Here is a 26632-nt window from a genome sequence, read left to right as displayed (position 1 = left end):
GCACGAAGATAAGACCAGCTTGTATTACTCATGTAATATCTCTTAACTCGGTTTTCTGCGCGAATGCTACTCATACCCCGAATAGCGATCGCGGTTAGAGGAGAAACTCAAATGTCCCGAAGGTTTAAGTCCCCAGCAAGATAGGCAGCGTGTTTTGATGCCTCAGCTAAATCCCCGTCACAAAACGTAATTACGAATTACGAATTACGAATTATTTTAAGGGGGTTAGGAGGGATCTTCGAGTTTGAAAACATTCCCTAGCCCACCTATATCAGCATTACTTTCTAAAAAGTCGTTATTTTTAAGAATTTCATAGAGATTAGTATCTTGCTCTAGCAAGCAAGCGTGTCCACAATGGGGCAACACCACAATCTTGTTATTTGGTAAGATATTTCCTATCCGCTTCACTTCAGTTACAGAAGGCAAAAGGCGATCGCTAGCACCAGCAATCAACAAAACTGGTTGAGTCAAGCGACCTAACTGTTGCTCATCAACATGAAACTCTCGCAGTAAAGACAACCGCCAAAGAACGGTTTCTGATGGGACAGAACGCATAGTTTTTAGCAGATCATGGCGATCGCTTGGAGAAATGCGGGGCAAAGATGCTAGAAAAGGCAACAAGCCCAATGCACCAACATCATACAACCCTGATGGCACTAAGTAAGTAAGTTGGGATGCCCAACTCAACCAAGGACGAAGATGAAAGGACGAAGCTGGATTAATTAGAATAATTCGCTTAAATAAATGCGGTGTTTGGATTGCCACTTTCATTGCCAAGCAACCACCAAAGGACTCACCACACAGGTAAACTGGCCTCTGAGAGCTTTTTTCTAATTCGGCGTGGATCAAGTCCAATACACTCTTAGTTAACACATCCCAAGTGTTAAGGTCTTTGCGGGGGATCGCCAAACTGCGGATGTCAAAGCCAGCTTCTAATCCAGCAGTTTGCGATCGCAATAGTTGACCAGTTCCATCCATTCCTGGCAAATATACCAATAGTGGATACTCTGGCTGTACTCGTTCAGGAGTCAGAAAACAAGGATTTAGCTCAACTTCTGGAATAGTCATTAGTCAATGATATAAAACTTTTGGAGTACTGATTGTTACTTATAAAAGCTTCCGTGTTTTTGATTCTAATAGCAACCTTGACGCAGTAAATTGCTAATTTCGCCCTGACAGTGTTCCGTCAGTTCAGCCACAACAGTTCTGGCCTGTTTACCGTGATATTTTTTCTGATGTTGGGGCGTAATCCAATAAGGGCGACCGATTAACACCGCAACCCGCCGATAAATTACCAAAGGATGCCAACCACCTTGGTTAAATAAAGGTTCTGAAGGGTCAAATACACTCAAAAGCTTTAAGGGGAAGCCATTGGTGTTTACCTCTTCTAAGGAGGCGATCGCGATCGGCAAAATAGCTAAATCCTGCACCTTCGCTCTCAATGCCAAATGAGCAAATCCCCGATGAAATTCACCCACCTGGTTTGGCTGAGTCAATTTCACCATTGGTTCAGTCCCTTCTGGAAATACTCCCACCATCTGCTTCGACTGCAATAGCACCTGCGACTGCGAAAAAAAGCTTTGCTGGCGGTTTTGAGTTTCCTCTAAAGGAAAACACCCCAATTGTCCGGTGACAATCTCCCGCATTACTGGCACTTGTCCCATATAGTGATGGCAAGCAAAGCGAATCGGACTCGATAACGCCGCCATTAAAATCAGTGCATCCATAAAGCTGCGGTGATTGCTGACTACTAACACGCTAGCATCGTGGGGAATGCGGTCTTCATAATAGCGAAACATTTGCGTTGAGAATGCCGCCACCAAAGCGCGAGAAATCTCCAGGGGGCTATTTCTACTCATACCTAATCAATATATTTTTCCGGTAAATATGGCAGTTTATCTTAAATTAATTTTTACATTTCTTTACTATTGCCATCACCGTCTTAAGATAGAAATGTCTGATCCACAAAAGCAGCTAGATTTTCTGCGTTTGGGATTATGTATTGCTGAACACAATAATATGATCTAATAGTAACTATTTAAAAAAACTATGATTAGTTATTTTCCATCTTTTAGGCAAAAATCAGCTGAATTGATCCATATTACAAAAGGATTCTTGACCTGAGAAATTTGCTAATATTAAGTTATTATTGGAAAAAATAGGAATAGTATTGTATAATTTCCTGGTTTTACCGGCCAAACCAAAGATGTAAAACGTTTTAATAAGTTAATTTATATTTTGCATGAATCTAGTGAATAAAAAAGAATTGACATTTGCACTGACAACACCGCTATATTATGTCAACGATGTCCCACATATAGGCAGTGCTTATACGACGATCGCAGCAGATGTAGTCGCGCGATTTCAGAGGCTGCTGGGGCATCGGGTATTACTAATTACAGGTACAGATGAGCATGGGCAAAAAATACAGCGATCGGCAGAAAGTTTAGGCAAAGCACCACAAGAGTTTTGTGATGAGATTGTCCCTAGCTTTGTGAGTTTGTGGCAGTTACTAGACATTCAATACGATCGCTTTAGTCGGACTACTGCACCTCGTCATGAAGCGATCGTCAAAGAATTCTTTGAGCGAGTCTGGGAATCTGGTGATATCTACCAGGGACAACAAAAAGGCTGGTACTGCGTATCCTGCGAAGAATTCAAAGAAGAACGGGATCTGCTAGAAGGACACCGTTGCCCGATTCATATTAACAGAGAAGTCGAGTGGCGAGACGAGCAAAACTATTTTTTCCGCTTATCGAAATATCAAACTAAGCTGACAGAATTTTATCAATCTAAACCGGATTTTATTCAACCAGAAAGTCGGCGTAATGAAGTCCTCAGCTTTGTAAATCAAGGGCTGCAAGACTTTTCAATTTCACGGGTAAATCTAGATTGGGGTTTTCCGGTACCAGTTGATCCCAAGCACACCCTTTATGTCTGGTTTGATGCGCTGCTAGGTTATGTCACAGCATTACTAGAACCAGATGCAGAACCGACTTTAGAAAATGCTTTAGAAACATGGTGGCCGATTAACTTGCACCTAATTGGTAAGGATATTTTGCGCTTCCATGCAGTTTATTGGCCAGCAATGTTGTTGTCGGCTGGCTTACCCTTGCCAGGGCGAGTATTTGGACATGGGTTTTTGACCAAAGATGGTCAGAAAATGGGCAAAAGTCTGGGTAATACCCTTGATCCGGTGGCGTTAGTTCAGCGCTATGGTAGTGATGCCGTTCGTTATTACTTCCTTAAGGAAATCGAATTTGGCAAGGATGGAGATTTTAATGAAGTAAGGTTCATTAATGTTCTGAATGCAGATTTGGCAAATGATTTAGGTAATTTGCTCAATCGCACCTTGAATATGGTGAAGAAATACTGCGCCCAGAATCATGTCCCATCAATCGGCAATGAAGGGATTCCTGACGAAAATCCATTGAAAGCAATTGGTTTACCTCTAGGAGAACAGGTAAAACAAGCATACCAGGAGCTAGCTTTCAGTCAAGCCTGCGAGTCCATCCTTTCACTGGTGCAAGCCAGTAATAAGTTTATTGATGAACAAGCTCCTTGGTCATTATATAAACAGGGACAACAGGAGTCGGTGGAAAAGGTTCTCTACGCAGTTCTAGAATCAGTTAGACTAGCAGCTTATCTGATATCCCCAATTATTCCGAACATCAGTAGCGATATTTATCAGCAGTTGGGCTTCGGAATAAACTTTAACGATCAAATACAAACTTCAGTTATCGCTCCTTTTGCCACCCATGCGACATGGGGGATACTATCTAGTAAACAACAGTTGGGTACACCCCAACCGGTTTTTAGGCGAATAGAACCCCCGAAAAACGATTAGTCCTTATCAAACTCTGATTTTGTTCAATTTGTTATTCTCTCAAAAAATTTATCGGGGCTTAACTTAAATTAGCCCCGAAACATTATCATAAGCCGCTGTGACTAGCATCTAAAAGTTGGTAATTTGTATCAAAAATAACAGGGATAAAAATTGAGGTATCACAATGATGTTGAATAATTTTGAAACCGATTCAATCTTTACACCAGAACAAGTTTTGGAGAATCGGGGCAGGGTTGCCATATTTATTGATGGCTCAAATCTATTTTACGCTGCATTGCAACTAGGGATCGAAATCGATTACACGAAGCTCTTGTGTCGATTAACTGGAGGTTCTAGACTACTGCGTTCTTTTTTCTACACGGGTGTAGACCGGACAAACGAGAAGCAACAGGGGTTTCTGCTGTGGATGCGTCGCAATGGCTATCGAGTCATTGCTAAGGATTTAGTCCAGCTACCAGATGGCTCTAAAAAAGCTAACCTGGATGTAGAAATAGCTGTAGATATGATGGCGCTAGTAGATTCTTATGATACCGCAGTTTTAGTTAGCGGTGATGGAGATTTGGCTTATGCGGTAAATTCAGTTAGTTATCGCGGCGTGCGAGTAGAAGTGGTGAGTTTACGTTCGATGACCAGCGACAGCTTAATTAATGTCAGCGATCGCTACATTGATTTAGAAGCCATCAAAGAGGAGATTCAAAAAACCCCTCGCCAAAGCTATCCATACCGGCCTTTATCTGGTATCGGTTTTTTGGAAGACCCCAGAACTAGTGATGGACACCTAGAAATCCAAGAATAATGGCGTATCAATTTCATCAAAGGGGGAGACGGGGAAAGAAAAAAAGTCAAAATTTCTCCTCCACTTCTTCCTTCCTTCTTTTACCATTGACCTTTTTCTTGGTATTTGGTTTAGTTGCTTGCGGGGGGAAAACCCCCTCAGCTTCTCAACAAAATACTGGGGGATCATCTGATCAAGATAACAATTTAACTTTCTTTGATGTCACCTTAGAACAAGCAGATGAAGTGGGAAGACCGATTTGGAAAGTCAGAGCTAAACGGGCGAAATACACCAAAGAAAAACAAATTGGTCAGGCTGAAAGTCCTTATGGTGAACTATACCAAGATGGCAAAGTTGTTTACAAAATCAAGGCAGATGTAGCAGACATTGAACAGGATGGAAAGCAGTTACTTCTTAAGGGTAAGATATTTGCTATAGACCCTAGTAATGGAATTGTGTTGCGAGGTAATGAATTAGAATGGCGTCCTAAAGAAGATTTGTTGATTGTCCGCAATCAGATTAACGGTACTCATAAACAACTACAAGCAGTGGCGCAGGAAGCGCGAGTTAAAACCCGCGAACAGCGCATGGAATTTTCTGGAGGGGTAGTAGCCAATTCCACTGATCCCCAAATGCAAGTCCGAACTGAGCATTTGATCTGGAATATTAAAGAAGAAAAATTGATTAGCGATCGCCCCATCCAAATTGACCGCTACAAAGATAATAAAATTAGCGATCGCGGCAGAGGAAATTCTGCTGAAGTCAACCTAAAAACGAAAATTGCCACTATTCAACAGAATGCTCAATTAGAATTACTAGACCCACCAGTGCAAATAGCTAGTAACTCTATGATCTGGAACATGAATGCCGAAACTGTCACTACAAATTCTCCCGTGCGGATGTTCCAGCGTGTTGAAAATATTACTGTTACCGCCAATCAAGGTGAAATGAAAATACCGCAAAAAACGGTTTATTTAACAGGTAATGTCAACGCCATTGGTCAGCGTCGCCAGTCTTTGAAATCTAATACATTAACTTGGTATTTAGACAATAAGTTAGTTGAAGCTCAAGGAAATATACTTTATCGGCAAGTTGACCCACCTTTAAATTTTACGGGTGAGACAGCCGTTGGTAATCTGCAAACAGAAAATATTGTTGTCAAAGGTGGCAGTTCTAGCGGTAGAGTAGTAACGGAGATAATTCCTCAAGAAAAAGCCAGTCGTCAGTAGTAGAGTTAGGGGGAATGAGTCCCACCTTCACTCAGAAATTTTGGGTTGGTCGAGTACTAGGCTAGGATCATACTACTACAAGTCCTTTGATAACTCATGAATGGATCAAACCGATTAGGCAAGGAATCCTTGTCAATATCCCAACAAGCAGAACATTCCCAACATCACGATACAGATCATGAGCATACAGATCATACTCATGGGACTGGAGATTTGGCTCATGCTCACATCCATAGCGAAGAGTCTTTACGGCGAATTGTCAATCGATTATCGCGTATAGAAGGACATGTTCGCGGTATTAAGACAATGGTGCAGCAAAGTAGCCCTTGTCCTGATGTTCTATTGCAAATTGCCGCAGTTCGCGGCGCATTGGATCGGGTCGCGCGAATTGTTTTGGATGAGCATTTAACTGACTGTATTGCTAGAGCCGCAGAAGAAGGTAATATTGATGTTGAAATTAAACAGTTGAAAGCTGCTTTGGATCGATTTTTACCTTAAGAATTAAAAAAAATAAAAAATTAACTATAGCAGTCTGCTTTGATTTCTGTTCGCGCAGCGTGGCGTAGCCATAATTATTTGCGTAGACGCGATTAATCGCGTCTGTGAGGAAGAAGCCTTTTCGGGGTGTACTGATTTTTTTCAAAAATCAAATACGAGTCCTATAGCACGACAAGACATTTTGTAGAGATGTCAGATTTGGTGTATTGACTCAGGTAGAGGGTTATTTATGCCAAAATTAACACAAGTGTCTCACAGTCATAGCAGATAGTCTGGGCAGTTCCAAAGCATGATATTACCTATCTTGTCAAGGATTAAAATAATTCCAGGACTTACGCAAACAATAGCCGAAACCCTTGTTTTCAGGTAGGGGCAATTCATGAATTGCCCCTACAGCGTGTACTTTTGCGTAAGTCCTAAATTCGTAATTCGTAATGACGCTCGCGGAAATGACTTTGAAAAAATATAAATTTAACTATTATTTAAATGTCAATATCAATAAACCTCTAATTCTTTTCTTGCACGGCTTCATGGGAAACATTAATGAATTTGATGAAGCCATAAAATTACTAGCTGAAGATTTTTCTTATCTCACTATTGACTTACCAGGGCATGGTAAAACCCAAGTTTTAGAAGGTGATGAATACTATAAAATAGAACCTACGGCTCAAGCAATAATCAATTTATTAGATGAATTAAAAATAGATAAATGCCACTTAATTGGTTATTCAATGGGCGGAAGATTGGCTTTATACCTAACTCTACATTTCCCAGAACGTTTTATTAAAGTTGTATTAGAATCAGCTTCACCAGGTTTTGCAACAGAAGCAGATCGATTAGAACGAGTTAGACGTGATGCTCAGATAGCTAGAAAATTAAGCAGAAGTATTATTCAAACTGATTTTGCTACTTTTCTGTCAAATTGGTATAGTCAGCCAATTTTTGGTTATATCAAAAATCATCCAGAATTTGAAAGATTGCTAGAAAATCGTTTGCAGAATCATCTGACTGAATTAACGAAATCACTCCAATTTATGGGGACTGGTAATCAACCATCTTTATGGGAAAAACTCAAAGACAATACAACGCCTTTACTTTTAGTAGCTGGTGAAAATGATCAAAAGTTTAGAGATATAAATACAGAAATAGCTAATATATGTAAAGTTGCACAACTCAAAATAATTAGTAATACTGCACATAACATTCACTTTGAAAATCCTGTAGAATTTGTGCAAAATATCAGAGAATTTTTCAATAAGCAGTAAACTTATTTTACTGCTTCTTTGGCTGCTTACCTAATGGCTGAATTTGGGGAGTTGGGGCTAACTTTACTTTTGGTGGTTGCTTCGCTGCGGTTAATTCCTCTTGCAACATTTTCTGATAAATCTTAGACAAAGAGCTACTAACAGAATTAGTTTCTATGCCATATCCTAAACTTGTCCAGGTGGGAGAGAGTAGCCGCAAAACATCATTTAACTTTCCCTGACGCAACAGTTGAGAAATATCAGTTCCCCAAACTTTAGAATCACTTAACCAACGGTAAACTACTACATCTTGATATTCTGCTTCAAAACTATAACCAGTCCAAAACATCATCTGCATCGGCTTTGGATGATAACGGGGAGCTAAACGATACCAAGTAATGTTGATAATTTGATATCTGCCAGCAGCAGTGGAACAATTACCTATGTTGGGGCCTGTGACAATTGTGACGCATATCTCAGGATGTCGGCTAAGGTCGTTGACTTGCTGTCCACCATACAACAGCGAATAGGGACGGTTGCCACTTGCCTCACTCGCCGAGATGGTTCGCATTAAAGCGCGGATATAGGGGTCGCCCTGTTTCATCACCAAAGGCGGCTGTTTATTTTCAAAGACGGGATCAGAAGGCGATCGCAAGTCTCCAATATACCATTGCAACAAATACACAAAGCCGAGAAGCGCAGCTATTGGGCCAATAAGTTTTTCAACACCTTTGAATTCAAAGCTTTTCAGAGTCCGACTCCTTCAAATTTGCTCTCTTTGCTAACAACAATGATTGACGCGCTCATTCTGGCAAAGTTCACACCTTCTTGTCAGTTATCATTCCCGATTCGCTCATTTTTTTAAGAATTAGAAAAACCCAGTATAAATTAAGTATAGCAAAGGACATACTCCCAAAAATAGCAAGCGATCGCTCGTCTATCGTGAATGAGTGTAAGGGTAAAGCGCATTGCTAAACCCTTTTGAATGTGGAATAGTGCGATCGCTTACCTATGTTATAATTAGAGAATTGATTTTTCCAGCGATTAGCTATGACAACAGAAATATTAAAATCTGTTGAACCTACCCTTTACGATGAAGATTATTATTTATGGGTAGAAACAACGCTTAAACAATTAGAAAATAAAGATATTGAAAATCTTGATTGGCAACATTTAGCAGAAGAAATTGAAGCTTTGGGAATTGAACAAAGACGAAAAGTAGAAAGTTACTTAAAACAATTATTAATCCATCTTTTACTTTATCGTTATTGGGAAACTCAAAAAGAAGATTGTCAAAGAGGCTGGCAAATAGAAATAACTAATTTCCGTGATGAGCTAGAATTTTCTTTTCGTTCCAAAACACTTTATAACTATTCTCTTAACTGCTTAGATATAGTTTATATTAAAGCCAGAAGACAAGCAATTCAAAAAACAGGTTTACCGCCGGAGATTTTCCCAGAGAAATGCCCTTTTACTCCTGAAGATATTTTCAATAGTGAGTACTTTCCAGAATGAAAGTGATTTTGTGGTGAATGTGCGTATATGTTGTGGTATGCTGCATCTACGCCCGCCGAAGGGCATCGCTTGTATCTCAATGAGAGAGTATAATAAAATCAGCTTGTATCCATCTCTTAAGCAATATGAAAGGATATATCCAAAATCAAACTATTATTCTCCAAGACAGTTTACCCAACACATTACAAAATGGTGATGAAGTTGAAATTGTGATCATTTCTATCAAAAAACAAAAATATCATTTTCCTACATTCAAACTGGATATAAAAGAGGAATATTTAGATCCAGAAAAGATTTATGAACAAGATTAAAGTATTTTTTGATACTAACGTTTTAATCTATGCTCATGATGAATCATCGCTTTACCACCATAACTCTGCACATCTATTAAATCTAGTATTTGAAAATAAAATTCAGGGAGTTATTGCAGAACAAAATATCATAGAACTATACAGAATTTTAACTAATCCTGCTGCAATGCAGAATAAATCATTAACCTCTTGGGAGGTTAATCAACTGATTACTGAAATTTATTTAAGCGGTAAATTTGAAGTACTATATCCTAACCAATTAACCACAGAAAAAACCTTAGAATTAGCCGTTAATTATAACTGTATATCAGCAAGAATTTTTGATATTCGTCTATAGTAATCCGCTTTGATTATTGAACTTATTTGCGTAGGCAGGGAGTAGGGAGTGGGGAGTGGGGAGTGGGGAAGAAGCCTTTTCGGGGTGTACTGAGTTTTTTCAAAAATCAAATAGGAGTCCTATAGCAGGATTAGTGATTACGTATCCAGTAGATTACTTTGCAACTTATAATATTAAGCACTTTCTCAATATTGAAGGTTTAACGGCTATGACACCTGAACATATTTTGTCTCTTTTATCATACTAAAATTGCATTTTTTCAGAGGTAATTTTTCAGAGCGATCGCTTGTCTGTCCTGAATAAGGGGTTTAGCATTGCGCTTTACCCCTACGTTTTGGGTATGGAATGGAGCGATCGCTTTACGGAGTAGAATCAAGGGGCGGTCAACCAATTTTGGATTTTGGATTTGCGATTTTGGATTAACCTCGCTCACCCTTCTCTACGAGAGGCTACGCCAACGACAAGCTCAGGGCATCGCTTGGGGACAAGGCTTGAAGATGCAAGGATTTTGGATTTTGAATTTATTCCGCTTGACTTCGGGCGGGGCATGAACCGAAACAATCTAAAATCTAAAATCTAAAATCTAAAATCGCTAGGTCAATTTAGATCGGATATCAGCACTGTTGAAATAGCTCCTTAAAACTTTTTGAGGCTGCTTCCGGTTTGGCAACAATTTCGACAATTTTATTGCGTGCATCTGCTTCAAACAGCGCCTCAACAGCAACTTGAGCGACTTTTTGCCTGGGGATGCTACCCTCGAAAAGTGTATCAGCACTCTGCATCACGATCGCGTCGAGGTTATCTTCATTCTTCAAACCACCAGGCCGCACAATCGTATAAGTAAGACCACTTTTCTGGATGTACTCTTCAGCTTGTTTTTTCCACACCAAAATCAGCCAAAACAAGTTGAGTGGATGGAATAACTGCGAAGTACACAAAGAAGAAACAAAGACAAAATGCTCAATTCCCTTTGCCTTAGCAGCATTTACTAAATTTTTAGTCCCTTCAAAATCCACTTTATAGGGGCCAGTGGGGTCAAAGCTAGGTTTTGCCCCAGTCGCAACCAACAAAACTGTGCTATCTCCCAACGCAGCATTCAGAGTTTCTGGTTGTAATACGTCGCCTACTACCAATTCGGCTTCAGGAGACAGAATACCCCTAGCTTTCTCTATATCCCGCACCAAGGCTATGACGGGAATATTCCGCGCTATCAACTCTTGCACAATCCGGCGGCCTGTTTCACCCGTTGCCCCTGCTACAAATGCTTTCATGAGAAATGCTATCCTGGAAAACTATTATGTGCTTGTTCAGTTCTTTATTTTAGTAATTCTATGGAGTTGATGGCAGATTAATGAGGTTTCGGTAAAAATGGGATACTAGTACTAAATGACCCAAGCATCTGGGGAACTATAAATATAGACGATCAAAAAATTATACAGTAACGCATTTATGCTTTCAAGAAAAAGCGAATATAAATCCTGGGAAATAACAGAAGCAGTTTTACCTGTAGCGTCCAGCCAAGAACAAGCCCAGGACGTATTAATCCAAGCAAATGTAGCGACGCTCACAACATTTTCCGGTAGTTATCAAGATTGTATGGAAATGCCTGCCCCAAGAGAGAAGGTTGCTGAATATCTTAATGCTCACGCCTCATGGTTTGCTCATTGCGCCCAACCCATGAAAGTGCAATCACTTGGGGAAAATGGCTACGCTTTAGTAATTGGTCGTTTTGGTGCTTTTGGTTATGAAGTCGAACCGAAAATTGGTTTGGAATTGTTGCCCCCAGAGGAAGGTATTTACCGCATCCGTACAATCCCCATTCCTGATTACCATCCGCCTGGTTATGACGTAGATTATCGGGCATCTCTACAGTTAATAGAAACCGATCCTTCCACTAGCATTGCTGAGGTTACGAGAGTTGAATGGGAATTGGATTTAAAGGTTTATTTGCACTTTCCCAGGTTTATTCAGCGCTTACCCCAAGCTATAATTCAATCTACAGGCGATCGCTTACTTAACCAAATTGTCCGCCAAGTCTCCCGCCGCTTAACTCGCAAAGTTCAAGAAGATTTTCAGAAATCTTTAGAAATACCCTGTGGTGGCAATTCCAAGCAAAAACGGTGAGTCATTTGTCAGTTGTCATAAACTAATGACAACTGACAAAGGATTACTTAACTATGCTTTAGTGAGAATTTTTTGGACAATTTGCACGCCAGTAACAGCCTGCCAAGCAAAAAGTCCCAAAAGGGTGAAATTCAACAGAATGTGAGTTGCACGCGCCCAATTTGCTCCTTTCTGCATATAAGGAGACAAAGCAGCAGAAAATGCAATCAAAGACATCATACCCAGTCCTGCTAGTAAGTGAGACCCGACAAATAACTTTTGGTTATTAATGTAAGTGACAGCCATAGCAGCGATCGCACCTGTCACCATCAAAGCTAGGAGTATAGACCCCATTTGGTAGTGTCTGAGGTTATATCTACCTTTAATCAGTTCTTTCTTTTCTTCCCCCTGAGCATTTCTGGTACGCTGTACTTGCAGCCCCAAGTAGGCAGCATAAATTGAGAGTGCTAATAGCGCCCACATCAGCACCGGATGAATGAAGTTCAGCCAATATTTTACCGACGCAGAAAGTTCCAGACTCATAGTGTTCTCGCCCAAGTATTAAATATTCATAAAAATTAGCATAACTCTATTTTATGTGCTTAAAGTTGCCCAAATTAAAAGAGACTGAGGGATGAGGAGAGAAGAAAAGAGTTGGACTAAATTTGTGAACTTAATGAATGCACCCATAGATAAAGTACGGTTGGCTTGACCGAAACTTAACGCCTCTGGACAAGAAGATGCCGACATCCTTGGTTGAAGGGGGAAGAAATCTCTATTCTTAGCTAAGGCTCAAGTTTAGGTAAGTATTTTTAAGCAGATAGTCAAAAATATCAAGAACTACGTAAAATTCTTTGTGAACATGATAGGCGTTTAGGATCGCGTTCCAAATTAAGATGATTAAGATATAGGTATTTAACCTGATGGGTGTCGATACTCATGGTGCAAGACCAGATTTTGCAGAATGATTGGCATGTAATAGCGCGATCGCAAGACCTCAAACCGGGAACAGTCCTGCACAAGCGCTTATTAGGCTCAGATATAGTCCTCTGGCATAATGGCAACAAAGTCTTAGCTTGGCAAGACGTTTGCCCTCATCGTGGTGCTCGTCTTTCTCTAGGATATGTCAATAAAGATACCCTTGTTTGTCCTTACCACGGTTTAGCCTTTAACAGCGAGGGTAAATGTGTACTAGTTCCAGCTAATCCAGACCAATCGCCCCCCGCACAAGCTTGTGTAAAAACTTACCAAGTTCAAGAGCGTTACGATCTGCTCTGGGTTTGTTTAGGGACACCAAAACAAGACATAGCTCCGTTTTCTGAGTGGGATGATCCGGTCTATCGCAAGATTTTCTGTGGCCCCTACTACTATCACTCTAGCCCTCTGCGGGCGCTGGAAAATTTCATCGATCCGGCACACTTCCCAATTATGCATTCGGGATTATTTGCCCTCGCCAGTCGTCCTGAGTTGACGCACTATGAATTAGAGTCTCTTCCAGATGGGATTAGTTTCAAATGTGGTTTGTGGGAACTAGATTTTAATTCGGGTAATCCTCTCGAAGCACCACTGATTTTCAACACTTACGATTACCGCATCTTCCGTCCGCTAGTGGCATACTTTAAACTCGGTCCTGGAGATCATCGTTTAAATATCTTCTATACAATTACGCCAGTCGATGAAGATGAGTGCGTAGCGCAATATTGGTTAATGGTGAACAGCGTCCGTGAAGTAAGAGTGGAAGTCTATCTAGATATTCAAAATCAAGTTGCTAGTCAAGATATTGCCATTGTCGAGTCCCAGCAACCCCGACGCTTACCTTTGGATTTGCAAGCAGAAGTACATTTACCGAGCGATCGCTATTCTATTGCATACCGTAAGTGGCTCAAACAACAGGGCGTTACTTTCGGCACTATTTAGAACTTGGCGATGCTTCTCATTATGGTTAAGAAAAAAGATTTAGATCACCTCAACTCACTCGCATTCATCCCACGCCATAATCTTTGATTATGGCGTGGGATGAATGCTACTTGAGCTAAATTTTAAGAATAGACGAACAAAACCCCCTGTATGGGATCTCATCCATGACTGAAAACAACGATACTTTGCTGCTAAAAGCTGCTAAAAGTGGCGATATCAAGGGGCTGTGTGCGGTACTGGCCGCTGGGGTCTTGGTGGATGTGTGCGATCGCCAAGGCACGACGGCGTTAATGTTTGCTGCGAATTTAGGCTACACCGAAATTGGGCGATCGCTGTTAGATGCCGGGGCAAATATCAACTTGCCCAGAAAACTCTATGGTTTGACAGCTTTGATGTTGGCAGCTAGTGCCAAACAGCTTGACATTGTGCAGCTTTTATTATCCAGAGGTGCTGATGTCAATGCCACTAATGAAGATGGCAGCACAGCTTTAATGGCAGCAGTACTCAAAGGTCATATCGATGTAGTGCGAGTTTTATTGGCTGCTGGTGCCCAAGTTAATATCGCAGACAAAGATGATGATACTGCGTTGAAACTCGCCGTTAAGCAGGGAAAAATAGAAGTTATAGAAGCAATTCTCCAAACTGGTGTCGATGTCAATATTCAAGATCAGGAGGGTGAGACAGTCTTAATGCTAGCGGCAGACTTGGGACATCTGAAGATTGTGGAAGCACTCCTAGCAGCAGGGGCGGATGTGAATGTGAAAAACGCTGATGGTGGAACTGCTTTATTAGCAGCAGCAGCAGCTGGACAGAGTGCGATCGCAGCAGCTTTACTAGATCGAGGTGCCGAGATTAATCTCCAAGACCAAGATGATGAAACTGCCCTACATCTTGCCGTTGTGGAAGGCTACATTGATGTAGTGCAAGTGTTACTTAACAGGGGTGCAGATGTCCATATTAAAAACCATCTGGGTGATACACCACTGCTTGTAGCAGCGTTGCAGGGATACAGCCAAATTGTCGAGGCATTGCTGCATTCTGGGGGAGATATTAATGGGAAAAACCTTGGTGAAGTACCTTTAACGTTGGCTGCATCACAAGGACACACCCAAACAGTGAAAGTATTGCTAGACTATGGTGCTGATGCCAACACTCCGGGGGATGATGGCAAAACTGCTTTGCTCAAGGCAACCGAACGCAAGCACACAGAGATTATACATTTACTGCTGGCAAAGGGGGCAGATGTGAATTTTCAAGACTCCGCCAGGGCGACATCATTGATGTGGGCTGCCTCAGCAGGTTATGACGAAATTGTACAGTTATTACTCCAAGCTGGGGCAGATGTGAATTTAAAAAACCGGGGTGGTTATACTGCTTTGATGATTGCAGAATTTAATGGTTATAAGAATGTCGTGGGGAGTCTGCAAAAAGCTGGGGCGCAAGAATAAGCTGTTGCGTATTTAATTTGTATATTGGACGCGGGCTTTTCGGCCCGCACTACAATATTTTTGGGTTTTCGTGTTCTACAATTTAGCTGCACATCAACTTAGCTAATAGCCATCTGAATTCTTCATCTAAAATTTTCTCATAAATATCTTGACAAATCATTAAATCAAGGTTATCGACTTAAATACCAAGAAGTTTAAAAAAAACTAAATCTGGACGTGAGAAACAAAGAAAGCAAAACTCCGTCGTAGCTGTTGTGAACTTGCTACGGCGGAGAAAGGAAAAATTAAAACGCCAAAACGGAGTAGGCTAAATGCTTGCGTCACAAGGATAGAAATAAAGCAAAAATGAACAAGTAAATTTACCTTTGACTTTTTACCTTGTACCTTTTACCTTTTACCTAGTCTCCCCCTTGGCGTTTCCTACTGTGCTAGATGTGCAAAATATATAGTTTTTACTTGAACAGAAAAGTATTCTAAGGATCATTTTTTATGTATAATCCTAAAGGCTAAATACAAACAAGTCACCAAAAAAGGCTGATGTGAGACTATTTGGGCGATCGCTACCGAAAGTCAAAGAAAAAATAATTGAAGAAGAATTCAGAAGTCAGAATTCAGGAATCAGAATTCAGAATTCCGAATACTCTACCCATAAAGGGATAGAGTTTTAAGGCGAGAATATTTTAATTTTTTTCGCCCACCCTTCGACAAAGCTACCTCGGCTGCACTCGGCACAAGTCAGGGCATCGCCAGGGGCGAGGTTTTAACCAATATTCATCACCCACTCGTACAGAATTCATGACTTTATTCTGACCGGAGGCGGAGCGTCTCCGGCTCCGCTCCTGAGTTCTGAATTCTTCTTATAAAATTTGCAGAACAACTAGTGTCATATCATCAGTGTTTTGCTTATCAGCACCGATGAATTGCTGAACTTGGTCAAATAGGTAATCCACAATCTCTTCTGGGCCATTGCAGTACTTACAAGCCGTATTGAAGCCAGTGACAAAATTCTCTTCATCGAAGCGATCGCCACCTGCGGCAGCAGCATCGGTCAAGCCATCTGTATAATAAATAATCGTATCCCCAGACTCTAACTGTACCTGGGCATCTTCATATTGGCTGTTAGCATCCAAACCGATTAACATTCCTAGAGTATCTAAACGGCTGACAGTTTTCGTAGCTGCGTGCCACCACAAAGGAGGATTGTGTGCCGCATTACTATAAGACAAAATTCGGCTGTAGGGATTATATTCTGAGTAAAATAGCGTTACAAAGCGGTGGGAATTTTCCAAATCCGCATACATAACTCTATTTAAGTTTTGTAGAATTCCGGCTGGGGAATTACCATGTAGCACTTCTCCCCTTAGCATTCCCCGCATCATCGTCATAATTAGCCCAGCCGGGACACCTTTGCCCATGACATCTCCAATAACCAAACCCCAGCGACTAGTTTCCGTGCTGTCTTTAGTCTTGGGCTGAATCTTATTGTGATTGGTAGCAATAAAGTCGTAGTAGTCTCCGCCGACGCGATTGGCAGGTTTACAACGTGCCGCCAGGACTACTCCAGGGATTATGGGGCATTGACGTGGCAGAAGTCGCCGTTGAATTTCTGCGCCAATTTCTAGTTCTTGGTCTAAGCGTTCTTTTTTTCTTAGTTCTACAGCTAGTTCATCGTTTTCGATCGCTACTGCTGTTTGGTCTGCCACTAACCTAACTAACTTTTGCCTAGTTTCTGTCCAACTATATTCTGGATCGCGGCTCAAGACATAGAGCCATCCCCGTTCTGTATGCTTCACCAGAATCGCCGTACCAAAGATTTGTACATCTGGCCCCAAATAGTGATGCATCTGGTCATCCAAAATCCCCGTGGCATTGGCTAGAGGGGCAGTATTGGGTATAAGCGTGATTTGACTGCTGGCTATTTCTAGCGCTTTGCGGATATTTTTTCGCTGGCGACTATCTTGCCAATGTAACTGCTCTAACCTGACTTGACCATGTTTGTAGAGAAACAGGGCGCTGCCGTCTGCATCCGTCACTCTTGTTGCCATCAGCGGGATCAGTTCCAAAAACTGATTCAAATTATTGAAACTTCTCAGGGCAAATCCTAAAGAACTTAGCAAATCTTGAATTTTGTTCTGTTCCCGGTGCAACCTTGCCACGAGTTCTTTGAGTGCCACGACTGGTGTGACATCCGTCGCAGCACTACTATTGTTTTCAGTGGGTTGAGAGGGCAGTTGAGACACAGGCACAGGTACTATTGCACTTTATATTGGTAGATTTTAGATTACTTATAAATCTTTTGGCTTTGGCATTGCTAAACCATATTTAGACAATACTTGTGATTTTAGCAAGAGTATAAAGACGTAACAGGCAAATTTTATAAGTATTTTATTTGCTTATTGTATTTCTGATGGAATATTCGTAATTTCAAATCATGTATTTTTAGTCCAAATCCAACCCGTAAAAATTACTAGTTTCGGTGATAGTTAAGAAAGCTTTTCATTTTTTCATAACTTAATTCCCAAAGCATATCTCTAAAGTTATAAAAATACTCTATTCAAAGAATAATTCCTAACGTTTTCAGAGTGACTGTTTGGCAGAGGCAACTAGGAGACTAGAAGTATTTTGAGTGAAAACCTCTAGAAGCGCTCAAATCGAGCTTGGGTTGGGAAAAAACAGACTTACACTCATTCCCAAACCTGAGAATATGTAAATAAGTCCTCAAATACTTAATTTGTATACCATAATTGTCGGGATAATGGCCAAAATTAAGCTTTTCCATTTTGAATTTCTCGTTTTAGGAATTTTGAGTTGCTGAAGATGCAAAACTTAAACCCATTGAAACGAGACAAAAGTGAGTTAAGCTATCTTTTGAGTCAGGTTTATTGGGACAAACTCATGGTTTTAGGGCTTGAGATGTTTCCAGTATTTTGTTTCTAGTACAACACGGCGTAAATAAAACACCAATTCAAAATCAATGAAACGCTTACGGGAGCATCTCACTTTCTTAAAAAGCCTTGTAAAACCTCACCCCAACCCTCTCCTTAGTAAGGAGAGGGAGCAAGAATCTTTTTTCTCATCTGGTATATTTGCAAAACTGAGATGCTCCCAACGCTTACGCTGTATACCTGTTTTAATTTTGAATCAGTGAATTTTGAATTCCGCCATAGTGTACTAGTACAGCACGGCGTAAATAAGCCACCCATTTGAAATGTCTAAAACCCTTACGGAACAGTAATTACGAATTACGAATTACGAATTACGAATTACGCAAAGCGGTACTAGTTAGTTCAAGTGATAATACCAGATTTAGTCATCCCTAAATTTATCAGCTTGTCAAGAAAAATTTTTAACTCCAAATTTTTCAACTAGCCACTCAAGAGGGCCTCCACAAACTCATAGCTGGAAAAGGGGCGCAGGTCTTCAATTCCTTCGCCAGCACCAATAAAGCGAATGGGTAAACCTAGCTGCTGCACAACAGCAAGGGCAACGCCGCCTTTAGCGGTGCCATCCAGCTTGGTTAAGACAACGCCACTCAGTTGGGCAGCTTGAGAGAAAACTTCAGCTTGCCGCAGTCCATTTTGACCTAAAGTGGCATCTAGAACTAAAAGAGATTCTACTTTGGCATTTGGGGCTTTTTTGTCGATAATTCGCCGGATTTTACCGAGTTCGTCCATTAAATTTTTCTTGTTTTGCAGTCGCCCAGCTGTATCTATCAGAAGTAATTCGGTTTGACGCGCTTGAGCGGCTGCGATCGCATCAAACACAACTGCTGCCGGATCTGTATTCTTTCCCGGATTGGCAATTACTTCTACACCACTTCTGCTACCCCAAACCTTCACCTGTTCGACGGCGGCGGCGCGGAAGGTATCTGCTGCCCCAATCAAGCATTTATAGCCAGATTTTTGTCCCAAGTGGGCAATTTTGCCGATGGTGGTGGTTTTCCCGGCACCATTCACCCCGGTGATTAACCAAATGTTTAAGGTTTCTTTTTCTGGGGTAAAGGTAGTTTTATGGGATGTAATGCTTGGTGCATCCAGCATATCCCGGAGGATTTTTTTCAGGTAAGCGATCGCTTCTTCTGGTGCGGTAACTTCTTCTCGAAGTTTTTTCTGTAGGGCATTGATAATAAAGTCTGTCGCCTCTACACCCACATCAGCTTGCAGGAGCAATGCCTCAATTTCCGTCACGGCAGCTTGGTTAAGCGGTCCTTGACCAACGATCGCTTTGAGTTGGTTGAGAATACTACGGCGAGTTTTGTCTAACCCTTGCCGAAGCTTTTTCAGCCAGGTAATTTCTTCAATAGAAACGTCTTCTGGACTTCTACCTTGAGCTGCTAGGACTCTCGCCGACCAGACAAACCCATCATCAAATACCAGTCCAGGAATTTCCTCTCCTGTCTCTGAGGTTGCAGCTACTGGCTGTACTACCTCCGCTTCTGGGACTTCAATGGCGGTGGCTACTAGTTGTTCCAGCTTGGCTTGCCGTTCTGCCGCCGCCCGTTCTAAGAAAGATAGTCCTGTTGACTGTGCTGCCTCTGGCGTAGCTAGTGGTTCGGTGGGTATTGGTTCAGCTTCACTTGTGGTTAGTTCTGGGCTTTTGATATCTGGCTGATCGGGAATTGCTGCCACTGAGGAATCTTCTGTAATTTCTGACTCAGTAGCAGCTGGGATAACTTCTGGCTGTGCAATTTCTACCGTTGTACTAACAGGTTCCTCAGTTGCTTCTGGTTCGGCGATTTGGGCAATTGCCGTTTCTGGAGTTTCAGGTTGTGCTGAGGTATCTGCTGAATCTGGCGGGGTTTCTACTACCTCGGCTTGTTGTTTTTGCTGAATATTTTTGTAGGCAGCTTTAGCAAACGCCAACAAATCTGCCGTTGTGTCTGGTGCAGTTTCAGCAGTTGGTATTGACGTTTCGGCTGGCTCTGGTTGGGGTTCTTGTGCAGGAGGAGTTTCTTCCTGCTTCTTTTGAGAGGGAGTATCAGAAGAATCGTTATATTGACGACGGAACCAATTAAAAACCATTGCAGAAGTATTGGTTATATGAATTATGAGTTTAGACACTCTCAGGGCTAAAGCCACTGAGATTCTTGGTTCAATGACTCGCCGTTAGACGACAGGTTTGCACCAATCGCCCAAGAGGGCAAATCTCCCCAAACGTAAGTTCCCGTGTGCCCCACGGTACTAAGTCCTAATTTTAAGATGTTGATGGCTGCATTCACATCTCTGTCTTCTGTGTACCCACAATAGGGACAAACATGAGTTCTAGTAGACAGAGATTTTTTCACCTTCTGACCACAGTTAGAGCAGTTTTGGCTTGTGTTGTGGGGAGGAACGGCGACCGTTACCTTCCCATATTTATGTCCAAAGTATTCTAACCATGAGCGGAAAGTTGACCAGCCAATATCACTGATTGACTTAGCCAGATGTCGATTACGTACCAAGCCCTTAACATTTAAGTCTTCATAGGCGACCAAATCGTTAGATTGGATGACGGAGTATGCAACACGCTTGCAATACTCTTTTCGCTGCCTACTTACTCTTAAGTGCTTACGGGCATATCGATTTCTAGCTTTGTGGTAGTTGGTTGATTGCGGCTTTTTGGCTTTTTTCTTTTTCGGATCGTACTTCTTGGATTTCTTGCGGTTAGCACGATTTAGCTGCTTTTCAGACTTGCGGTAAAACTGGGGTGACTGCTCCACGTTGCCTTTATTATCAGCAATGAAATATTTCAATCCCAAGTCAATACCAACTACCTGCCCAGATGGTTGTGTTTCGACCCTAACATTAACGTCAATCGCAAATTGTGCATAATACCCATCGGCGCGGCGCACCAAGCGAACACGCTTAATCTGCTTAATCTCGTAGTAATTTAAGTCGTAGGTTCCCTTTAGTTTCAGAGAGCCTATTCCTTTTTTGTCTGAAAAAGTTATAGCTTTGCGAGTTTGTGAAAGCTTCCATCCTGATGTTTTATATTCAACAGAACGGCAGTTTTTCTTAAACTTTGGATAGCCTTTTCTACCCTTAACTTTTTTCTTGCAGTTATTGTCAAACCGAGATATTGCACTCCAAGCACGTTCAGCAGCAGATTGCCTAGCCATTGAATTGAGTTCATCGGCGAAGGGAAATTCATTAGCTAATACAGCACAATATTTATTGAGGTCATATCGTCCAGCATTTTTATTATCCATCCAATAGCGTAAAGCTTTATTTTGAATGAATTGGCTGGTACGAATAGCGTCATCTATTGCACGATATTGCTTATCTTTTCCTTTAATTTTGAACTCGTAAACTATCATCGGCTCGACCTACCAACTACAATCTTATGTTAACGTAACCTACATAAAATAGCCAGATATCATCAGAATACGGCGATTAAAATCGCACGCGTCGCTTATATCTCAGCCCTAAGGGGACTGAGTTTTACGCTTACCGAGTGTCCATATAAGTATAAAAAAACTACGCACTCTTTTTCTGGTCACTGACTCGGCGCAAAACACCGTTAATAAACCGATGACCATCGTCTCCACTGTAGCGTTTGGCTAGTTCCACAGCTTCGTTGATGGCGATACTGTCTGGAACTCCTAAGAACTTCATTTCTGCCACAGCGATTTGGAGGATATCGCGGTCAATTTGGGCGAGGCGAGTTACTTGCCAATCTACTAAGGCAGTAGAAAGGAGTTGATCTATAATGTGTCGATTTTCGTTGACGGTAATCACAAGCTCTTTTGCGTAATTCCGAACTCCCTTATCCTGATTAGCTAACTGAATCAATACTGGGAAATCAACTGCGGTACCCAACTGATTGATTGCTGTCTGGGTGCAGGCGATCGCTTCTTGCAGCATTGTTCTAGCAGTATTGATGTCGGAAGCCCTAGTTTGGCTACTTAAGAGGCGATCGTTACTGCGTTGCAGTTCACCTGCGGCATTATCGAGGGTATCTTGCACTTCTGAGGTCAGAGTGCGTACTGCTCCTAGCACCAACTTGGATACTAGTTGATCGTCTTCCAATTTATCTAATTTCTTTGGGTTGACTGGCAATTGGCTAAGGCTTAAAAGCGCCAATTCACGAGCAATTTGCTGGGGTTTCCGAGGTTGCATAAAAGTGAGGGGTGATTGTGCGAGAACTGATTAACTAGGCGGGACAAACTTATAAGTCTATCAACTTTGGCACAGTCAAACAACAACATTACGCATTTGCTTGTGAGTATGCCAGATTGATTTTAAGTTTCTTCAACGGGAATAACCTGCTGCTTGATTTCGTCGTGTTTCACTTCCAGTGTGGATTCTTTGGCGAAAACCAAGGGCGTATTGGGGGCGACAATCCCACCTGATACAACTATTTTAAAGGCATCTTCAATGGACATAGAGAGGTTCACCACCTCGTCTTCAGGAACGACTGCGTACCATCCGGTAGTGGGATTCGGGGTGGTGGGGATAAAAACACTTAGCACGGGACGAGACATCTGGGCTTGAATATCACTGCTGATTGCACCCGTGACAAAGGCGATCGCCCAAATTCCTCGCCGGGGATACTCTACCAAAATTACCCGGCGAAACTTGCCATTAGAATCTTTTAAGATTGTTTCTAAAAGCTGTTTGAGGGTTTTATATACCTGTCCCGCTAAAGGAATTGCGTGTAATAATCGCTCACCAAAATCTAACAACCAGCGCCCAGCAATATTGCGAGCCATCAAGCCCATTAATAATATACTTAGTAGTGGTACAGCTAATCCTACTAATAAATTCAGTATATTTACTAAAATTGGGTTTAACCCATCAAAGGGATTCAGTTGTTTGGGAATTTGGGTGAGGAAGTTGATTACCCAAGTAGCAATGGTAATTGTCAGCCAGATAGTGGTTGCTAGGGGAATTATTACCAACAAACCAGCAATCAGGTCGTTTTTTAAGTCCTGTTTTAGGCGATCGATTACCAAGCCCCGATTCTCCTGTTTTAAGCTAGAGGAACTTTTGTTATTGGCAGGACTTACGCAAACAATAGCCGAAAAGAGTGATTTTCTTCTTAGGGCAATTCATGAATTGCCCCTATAGCGTGTGGTTTTGCGTAAGTCCTAATTGGTATCCATACCAGCAGATTCGTCAAATTCCGAAGACTTTAACTTTGGCAACTTCTGCCGCAAGTAACTGTCCAAAACGCTAGCACCTTGGCTGCTGCCGCAAAAACACGTACTTGTTGCTGGAAATCAGCTATTTTCCGATAGCATACACATAGACATCAACCAATCCGATGGCGAGTGGCTATTCTCAGAGGATGTTACTTTTCTTTGTAAGACTTGTAAATGATTGTTGCAAGTCTCTTAAATATTACTAATCTACCGCGCTCAATCAAAATTTGGTGATGATTGCGAAAGCACGGCCAGGTAAATTGAGGAATGATTTTATCTGGCTAGTTGAGCAGGAGCGGCTTTTATGAAAATGTTCCGTTAAAAATCTTAATTTATTATATATTGATGGCAGTTCTAAATCATCAGAAACAACATCCCCGACTTTTCCAAGAAGTCAGGGATCTATGGCTTTCAATTTTCAGTGCTTCTCGTTTAGATGTAGCACTCCTGTACTACCCTAATCAATAACTCTTGAGTTCTAAGTTCTGATTTTGCGATCGCATACCCGCCCACCAGAGGCGATCGCTACTTTTGAATCAAAACTTCTTCACGCCACATCAGCCTGTGTAGTTTCAGAATCGGCGCACTGCACCTGTTCTATACTCTCCTGTGCCAGAATTACTGTTGCGTCTAAATTAGGTTTTGGTAGATACTTCATTTCCCAGACTTTGAGCAAAATCAGATATTCGTAGAATGCCTGCAATGTACACCAAGCAAGTCCAGCGCGTCGATCTAAACAGCCGCCTAAGATAAAATACATATATATAAACCGTAGCAACGGTCTAGCGGGTAAACGCAAAGACAAATCTTTCAGGGCGCGGCGTTTTTCGATTTCCGATTTGCCAAAGAATAAATCTCGCCAGTTTACCTTTCCTTGCTCTAATTGATACAATGTTTCTTGAGCTTCATCTGTAGAATAACGGTTATGTTTTTCAATCCATCGGCTCAAGCCTTTGCTAGAAGTGTAGTGAGGATATGTTTCTTTTAAAAAGCTAGTTGCACCCTCACAAACTTCCCGCTCAGTATGACCGTAGTCTGTAAACCACACTTTACCGTGGCGGAAGAGGCGCATTTGGTAACGGGGATACTGTGTGCTGTAGCGAATCCAATGATTCATGAACATGACACGTTCAGCCACGTAGTAACCGATGTAGTCTGGATTCTGACTTGCCTTTTCGCATTCCGCGAACAGTTCTGGTGTCATGCGCTCGTCAGCTTCGAGAATGTAAACCCATTCGTGCTGTGCGGGGATAGACTCTAACATCCAGGTGCGTTGGCGTCCGTGGCTTTCAAAAGCGTGTTGGATAACGCGGATGGGATAGCGACTAGCGATTTCCACAGTGCGATCGCTACTGCATGAATCCACAACAATGATGTCATCCGATAGCATCGCCGATTCGATACAAGCAGCAATATCTAGTTCTTCGTTATATGTCAGGATGTAAATTGAGAACATTAGCCAAGTTTTATAGTGATTTTACTCAGTGATAATTGCCTTTTTATGGTTATTGGGCGCATGGCAGTATCAGCCGTCAACAATTATTGGATACGTCCTACTGCCATGCCAATAGTAGATTAACGTGCAGTAGCTCTAGGTTTACCACCTTGTACAGCACCTCTACCTCTTAAGCCTGTCCAGCCAATGATAATGTAACCAATGGATAACAGCAAACTGCTAATTCCAATCCGTAGTCCAGACTTCCAAGCAGTATCTTTAGCTTGTTGCTGTGCTTCGTCTCTGCGCTGGCGAAGTTGGCTCAGTTGTTGAGTTTGCAGCGTCTGAATATCTGTTTGTTGTTCGATAGCTTTGTCAAGTATTTGAGGATCTTTTTTAGCCTTCCTCAGTAAATCTTTGATATTTGCGGGAATTTGAGAGCTTTCAAGAGCTTGCTTATATTTTTGGTCATCTTTGAGGATTTCACTAAACTGAGCTTTGGTTTGGTTTCGCAGCTGCTCTAGTTGAGCTTTTCCTTGGTCAGTAGTCAGTTGTGCTTGCAATTGCGATAACCGAGTGTTCAGTTGATTTTCTGCCTGATCTGCTTCTTGGGTGATGCGGTTGACTGTTTGAGTCTTAGCTTGATTGACGTTATTGAGGTGCAAGGGAAAAATTAGCAAGAACATCAACCCTAAAATACTTGAGAGGATCACGGCGGGAAATCTTAAATCGATACCTTGGGGGCGATCGCTTCCGGCATCAGCACTATCAATCCAATAGGCAGTAAACAGAAGCCCTAAACCTACTAAAGGAACAATTCCCCGATCAACTAGCGCTGTTGCCAAGTTGATTTGCCATACCCGATCAGTAGGTTGAAAGGGTAACAATAGAATCAAAAAGTCCACGAAAAAGGACAAAATACAGATTATTCCAACTACCTTAACAGTGAGGGCAGTACTCACGGAAGTAAAACGGTTAACCATAGTTTTTCAAACTGGCGGTGAATACGAGTGATGTTCATATTTCAAGCTACTTGAATATTGTGCCTATCACCGTGACTGTTGTATAGAAACACAAAGCAGATTCAATACTGGTAAAGGCTATCTGCCTCTTGGTTTTCAACTAGCCACACAGTAACATTTGTTATGTGCAGTGTCTTCAGGAAATTCCTAGTATTTGAAGATACGCAGCTAATGCGGGGATGAAGGAAAACTCACATCTTGCACCTAGTCCTGGCGATTAGAAATCGCACGCCAGTTGCTCATGGGGGAAACCCCCAAGACCGCACTGGCTTGGCTATACAAACGAAGTCCACCTCCGTGGACTAAGAGAAAATCAAAGGTTTTTATTTTTAACCCACGGAGGTGGGTAAAGTCTCGTGTAGCCGCGACTTCTAGTCGCCTGGTGCAAGATATAAGAAAAGACTGATGTGCGTGCGTGCGATTCGTTAGAGGTTGTTTGAAAAGTCCTCTTCTTGGTAGCAAAACGTTCTAGATCCCCCTAAATCCCCCGATAAATTGGGGGACTTTGATTCCGGTTCCCCCCTTTTTAAGGGGGGTTAGGGGGGATCTAGAAGTGCCTAAAATCACAACTAAATACTTTTCAAACACCCTCTTAGCCCTAGCGAATAGAATTCGCGGCTATACAAGCGAAGTCCGCCTACGCGGACTAAAAAAAAATGAGTGTTTGAAACCCACGGAGGTGGGTAAAGTCTCGTGTAGACGCGGTTTCTAACCGCCCTTTTAACTATTAACTACATCTCCCTCATCTCCCTCATCTCCCTCATCTCCCTCATCTCCCTCATCTCCCTCATCTCCCTCATCTCCCTCATCTCCCTCATCTCCCTCATCT

At 41.8% G+C, this 26632-nt stretch carries 25 protein-coding genes; 12 read left to right on the top strand and 13 right to left on the bottom strand.

Annotated features, from left to right (window positions below):
- Positions 1–225 precede the first annotated feature (225 nt).
- Both V7K27_RS25295 and V7K27_RS25290 read right to left on the bottom strand, forming a co-directional pair.
- Positions 226–1068: an alpha/beta fold hydrolase gene (locus V7K27_RS25295; protein ID WP_334950972.1), complete on the bottom strand. Its 843-nt coding sequence runs from the start codon at positions 1066–1068 to the stop codon at positions 226–228.
- Between the two features lie 65 nt (positions 1069–1133).
- A complete protein-coding gene (locus tag V7K27_RS25290) occupies positions 1134–1859 on the bottom strand; it encodes a lysophospholipid acyltransferase family protein (RefSeq protein WP_334950970.1) in 726 nt (241 codons plus the stop codon).
- Positions 1860–2242: 383 nt separating this feature from the next.
- Here V7K27_RS25290 and metG point away from each other — a divergent pair, with 383 nt between their 5' ends.
- From metG to menH, 5 genes are all read left to right on the top strand, one after another.
- Positions 2243–3847, top strand: a complete 1605-nt coding sequence (gene metG, locus V7K27_RS25285) for a methionine--tRNA ligase (RefSeq protein ID WP_334950968.1) — start codon at positions 2243–2245, stop codon at positions 3845–3847.
- A gap of 166 nt (positions 3848–4013) precedes the next feature.
- A complete protein-coding gene (locus tag V7K27_RS25280) occupies positions 4014–4643 on the top strand; it encodes a LabA-like NYN domain-containing protein (protein ID WP_334951007.1) in 630 nt (209 codons plus the stop codon).
- Entirely contained in the window at positions 4643–5851 is a 1209-nt protein-coding gene (gene lptC / locus V7K27_RS25275) for an LPS export ABC transporter periplasmic protein LptC (RefSeq protein ID WP_334950967.1), read from the top strand. Before V7K27_RS25280 ends, lptC begins: the two co-directional genes overlap by 1 nt.
- Before the next feature lie 96 nt (positions 5852–5947).
- Positions 5948–6349: a metal-sensitive transcriptional regulator gene (locus V7K27_RS25270; RefSeq protein WP_334950965.1), complete on the top strand. Its 402-nt coding sequence runs from the start codon at positions 5948–5950 to the stop codon at positions 6347–6349.
- Between the two features lie 449 nt (positions 6350–6798).
- A complete protein-coding gene (gene menH, locus V7K27_RS25265; RefSeq protein ID WP_334950964.1) occupies positions 6799–7614 on the top strand; it encodes a 2-succinyl-6-hydroxy-2,4-cyclohexadiene-1-carboxylate synthase in 816 nt (271 codons plus the stop codon).
- 7 nt (positions 7615–7621) lie between these two features.
- Here menH and V7K27_RS25260 read toward each other — a convergent pair whose 3' ends face one another.
- Complete coding sequence (locus V7K27_RS25260; RefSeq protein ID WP_334951006.1) at positions 7622–8308, bottom strand: glycoside hydrolase family 24 protein; 687 nt, start codon at positions 8306–8308, stop codon at positions 7622–7624.
- Positions 8309–8643: 335 nt separating this feature from the next.
- Here V7K27_RS25260 and V7K27_RS25255 point away from each other — a divergent pair, with 335 nt between their 5' ends.
- From V7K27_RS25255 to V7K27_RS25240, 4 genes are all read left to right on the top strand, one after another.
- Positions 8644–9108: a DUF29 domain-containing protein gene (locus V7K27_RS25255; RefSeq protein WP_334950962.1), complete on the top strand. Its 465-nt coding sequence runs from the start codon at positions 8644–8646 to the stop codon at positions 9106–9108.
- A 125-nt stretch (positions 9109–9233) separates the two neighbouring features.
- A complete protein-coding gene (locus V7K27_RS25250; protein WP_292823047.1) occupies positions 9234–9419 on the top strand; it encodes a hypothetical protein in 186 nt (61 codons plus the stop codon).
- The gene (locus V7K27_RS25245) at positions 9406–9756 is read left to right on the top strand and encodes a type II toxin-antitoxin system VapC family toxin (RefSeq protein WP_334950961.1); all 351 of its coding nucleotides are present in this window, start codon (positions 9406–9408) and stop codon (positions 9754–9756) included. Before V7K27_RS25250 ends, V7K27_RS25245 begins: the two co-directional genes overlap by 14 nt.
- 55 nt (positions 9757–9811) lie before the next feature.
- A complete protein-coding gene (locus V7K27_RS25240) occupies positions 9812–10003 on the top strand; it encodes a hypothetical protein (RefSeq protein ID WP_334950960.1) in 192 nt (63 codons plus the stop codon).
- Between the two features lie 12 nt (positions 10004–10015).
- On the opposite strand, the gene V7K27_RS25235 is transcribed toward V7K27_RS25240, so the two are convergent.
- Both V7K27_RS25235 and V7K27_RS25230 read right to left on the bottom strand, forming a co-directional pair.
- Positions 10016–10147: a hypothetical protein gene (locus V7K27_RS25235; protein WP_334950959.1), complete on the bottom strand. Its 132-nt coding sequence runs from the start codon at positions 10145–10147 to the stop codon at positions 10016–10018.
- Positions 10148–10370: 223 nt separating this feature from the next.
- Positions 10371–11027 carry an NAD(P)H-binding protein gene (locus V7K27_RS25230; RefSeq protein WP_334950958.1) on the bottom strand — a complete coding sequence of 219 codons (657 nt, stop codon included), beginning with the start codon at positions 11025–11027 and terminating at the stop codon, positions 10371–10373.
- 178 nt (positions 11028–11205) lie between these two features.
- Between V7K27_RS25230 and V7K27_RS25225 the strand changes: the two genes are divergently transcribed.
- On the top strand, positions 11206–11880 hold the full coding sequence (locus V7K27_RS25225; protein WP_334950957.1) for a DUF1997 domain-containing protein: 675 nt from the start codon (positions 11206–11208) through the stop codon (positions 11878–11880).
- Between the two features lie 51 nt (positions 11881–11931).
- Here V7K27_RS25225 and V7K27_RS25220 read toward each other — a convergent pair whose 3' ends face one another.
- Positions 11932–12402, bottom strand: coding sequence for a DUF4079 domain-containing protein (locus V7K27_RS25220; protein ID WP_334950956.1), 471 nt, complete (start codon positions 12400–12402; stop codon positions 11932–11934).
- Positions 12403–12798: 396 nt separating this feature from the next.
- Here V7K27_RS25220 and V7K27_RS25215 point away from each other — a divergent pair, with 396 nt between their 5' ends.
- Positions 12799–13776, top strand: coding sequence for an aromatic ring-hydroxylating dioxygenase subunit alpha (locus tag V7K27_RS25215; protein ID WP_334950955.1), 978 nt, complete (start codon positions 12799–12801; stop codon positions 13774–13776).
- Between the two features lie 164 nt (positions 13777–13940).
- A complete protein-coding gene (locus V7K27_RS25210; RefSeq protein ID WP_334950954.1) occupies positions 13941–15224 on the top strand; it encodes an ankyrin repeat domain-containing protein in 1284 nt (427 codons plus the stop codon).
- Positions 15225–16081: 857 nt separating this feature from the next.
- Here the strand turns inward: V7K27_RS25210 and V7K27_RS25205 are convergent.
- From V7K27_RS25205 to hpsJ-B, 7 genes are all read right to left on the bottom strand, one after another.
- The gene (locus V7K27_RS25205; protein ID WP_334950952.1) at positions 16082–17470 is read right to left on the bottom strand and encodes a PP2C family protein-serine/threonine phosphatase; all 1389 of its coding nucleotides are present in this window, start codon (positions 17468–17470) and stop codon (positions 16082–16084) included.
- Between the two features lie 1119 nt (positions 17471–18589).
- Entirely contained in the window at positions 18590–20245 is a 1656-nt protein-coding gene (ftsY, locus tag V7K27_RS25200; RefSeq protein ID WP_334950950.1) for a signal recognition particle-docking protein FtsY, read from the bottom strand.
- Positions 20246–20292: 47 nt separating this feature from the next.
- Positions 20293–21519, bottom strand: coding sequence for an RNA-guided endonuclease InsQ/TnpB family protein (locus V7K27_RS25195; protein ID WP_334950949.1), 1227 nt, complete (start codon positions 21517–21519; stop codon positions 20293–20295).
- 160 nt (positions 21520–21679) lie between these two features.
- Positions 21680–22321 (bottom strand): transcription antitermination factor NusB, encoded by a 642-nt coding sequence (gene nusB, locus V7K27_RS25190; protein ID WP_334950948.1) that lies wholly within the window; start codon positions 22319–22321, stop codon positions 21680–21682.
- Positions 22322–22443: 122 nt separating this feature from the next.
- A complete protein-coding gene (locus tag V7K27_RS25185) occupies positions 22444–23157 on the bottom strand; it encodes a DUF502 domain-containing protein (protein ID WP_334950946.1) in 714 nt (237 codons plus the stop codon).
- A 736-nt stretch (positions 23158–23893) separates the two neighbouring features.
- Positions 23894–24802 carry a glycosyltransferase family 2 protein gene (locus tag V7K27_RS25180; RefSeq protein ID WP_334950944.1) on the bottom strand — a complete coding sequence of 303 codons (909 nt, stop codon included), beginning with the start codon at positions 24800–24802 and terminating at the stop codon, positions 23894–23896.
- A gap of 119 nt (positions 24803–24921) precedes the next feature.
- Positions 24922–25764 (bottom strand): hormogonium polysaccharide biosynthesis protein HpsJ, encoded by an 843-nt coding sequence (gene hpsJ-B, locus V7K27_RS25175; RefSeq protein WP_334950942.1) that lies wholly within the window; start codon positions 25762–25764, stop codon positions 24922–24924.
- Positions 25765–26632: the final 868 nt, after the last annotated feature.

This window comes from Nostoc sp., from assembly GCF_036919575.1.
Lineage (GTDB): Bacteria > Cyanobacteriota > Cyanobacteriia > Cyanobacteriales > Nostocaceae > Nostoc.
This window is presented reverse-complemented; position numbering and strand designations above follow the sequence as displayed.

What these genes read in the sequence shown, in the direction of transcription:
- V7K27_RS25295 (WP_334950972.1), bottom strand. Translation starts at nt 1,068, where the DNA reads ATGACTATTCCAGAAGTTGAGCTAAATCCTTGTTTTCTGACTCCTGAA.
- V7K27_RS25290 (WP_334950970.1), bottom strand. Translation starts at nt 1,859, where the DNA reads ATGAGTAGAAATAGCCCCCTGGAGATTTCTCGCGCTTTGGTGGCGGCA.
- metG (WP_334950968.1), top strand. Translation starts at nt 2,243, where the DNA reads ATGAATCTAGTGAATAAAAAAGAATTGACATTTGCACTGACAACACCG.
- V7K27_RS25280 (WP_334951007.1), top strand. Translation starts at nt 4,014, where the DNA reads ATGTTGAATAATTTTGAAACCGATTCAATCTTTACACCAGAACAAGTT.
- lptC (WP_334950967.1), top strand. Translation starts at nt 4,643, where the DNA reads ATGGCGTATCAATTTCATCAAAGGGGGAGACGGGGAAAGAAAAAAAGT.
- V7K27_RS25270 (WP_334950965.1), top strand. Translation starts at nt 5,948, where the DNA reads ATGAATGGATCAAACCGATTAGGCAAGGAATCCTTGTCAATATCCCAA.
- menH (WP_334950964.1), top strand. Translation starts at nt 6,799, where the DNA reads ATGACTTTGAAAAAATATAAATTTAACTATTATTTAAATGTCAATATC.
- V7K27_RS25255 (WP_334950962.1), top strand. Translation starts at nt 8,644, where the DNA reads ATGACAACAGAAATATTAAAATCTGTTGAACCTACCCTTTACGATGAA.
- V7K27_RS25250 (WP_292823047.1), top strand. Translation starts at nt 9,234, where the DNA reads ATGAAAGGATATATCCAAAATCAAACTATTATTCTCCAAGACAGTTTA.
- V7K27_RS25245 (WP_334950961.1), top strand. Translation starts at nt 9,406, where the DNA reads ATGAACAAGATTAAAGTATTTTTTGATACTAACGTTTTAATCTATGCT.
- V7K27_RS25230 (WP_334950958.1), bottom strand. Translation starts at nt 11,027, where the DNA reads ATGAAAGCATTTGTAGCAGGGGCAACGGGTGAAACAGGCCGCCGGATT.
- V7K27_RS25225 (WP_334950957.1), top strand. Translation starts at nt 11,206, where the DNA reads ATGCTTTCAAGAAAAAGCGAATATAAATCCTGGGAAATAACAGAAGCA.
- V7K27_RS25220 (WP_334950956.1), bottom strand. Translation starts at nt 12,402, where the DNA reads ATGAGTCTGGAACTTTCTGCGTCGGTAAAATATTGGCTGAACTTCATT.
- V7K27_RS25215 (WP_334950955.1), top strand. Translation starts at nt 12,799, where the DNA reads ATGGTGCAAGACCAGATTTTGCAGAATGATTGGCATGTAATAGCGCGA.
- V7K27_RS25210 (WP_334950954.1), top strand. Translation starts at nt 13,941, where the DNA reads ATGACTGAAAACAACGATACTTTGCTGCTAAAAGCTGCTAAAAGTGGC.
- ftsY (WP_334950950.1), bottom strand. Translation starts at nt 20,245, where the DNA reads ATGGTTTTTAATTGGTTCCGTCGTCAATATAACGATTCTTCTGATACT.
- V7K27_RS25195 (WP_334950949.1), bottom strand. Translation starts at nt 21,519, where the DNA reads ATGATAGTTTACGAGTTCAAAATTAAAGGAAAAGATAAGCAATATCGT.
- nusB (WP_334950948.1), bottom strand. Translation starts at nt 22,321, where the DNA reads ATGCAACCTCGGAAACCCCAGCAAATTGCTCGTGAATTGGCGCTTTTA.
- V7K27_RS25180 (WP_334950944.1), bottom strand. Translation starts at nt 24,802, where the DNA reads ATGTTCTCAATTTACATCCTGACATATAACGAAGAACTAGATATTGCT.
- hpsJ-B (WP_334950942.1), bottom strand. Translation starts at nt 25,764, where the DNA reads ATGGTTAACCGTTTTACTTCCGTGAGTACTGCCCTCACTGTTAAGGTA.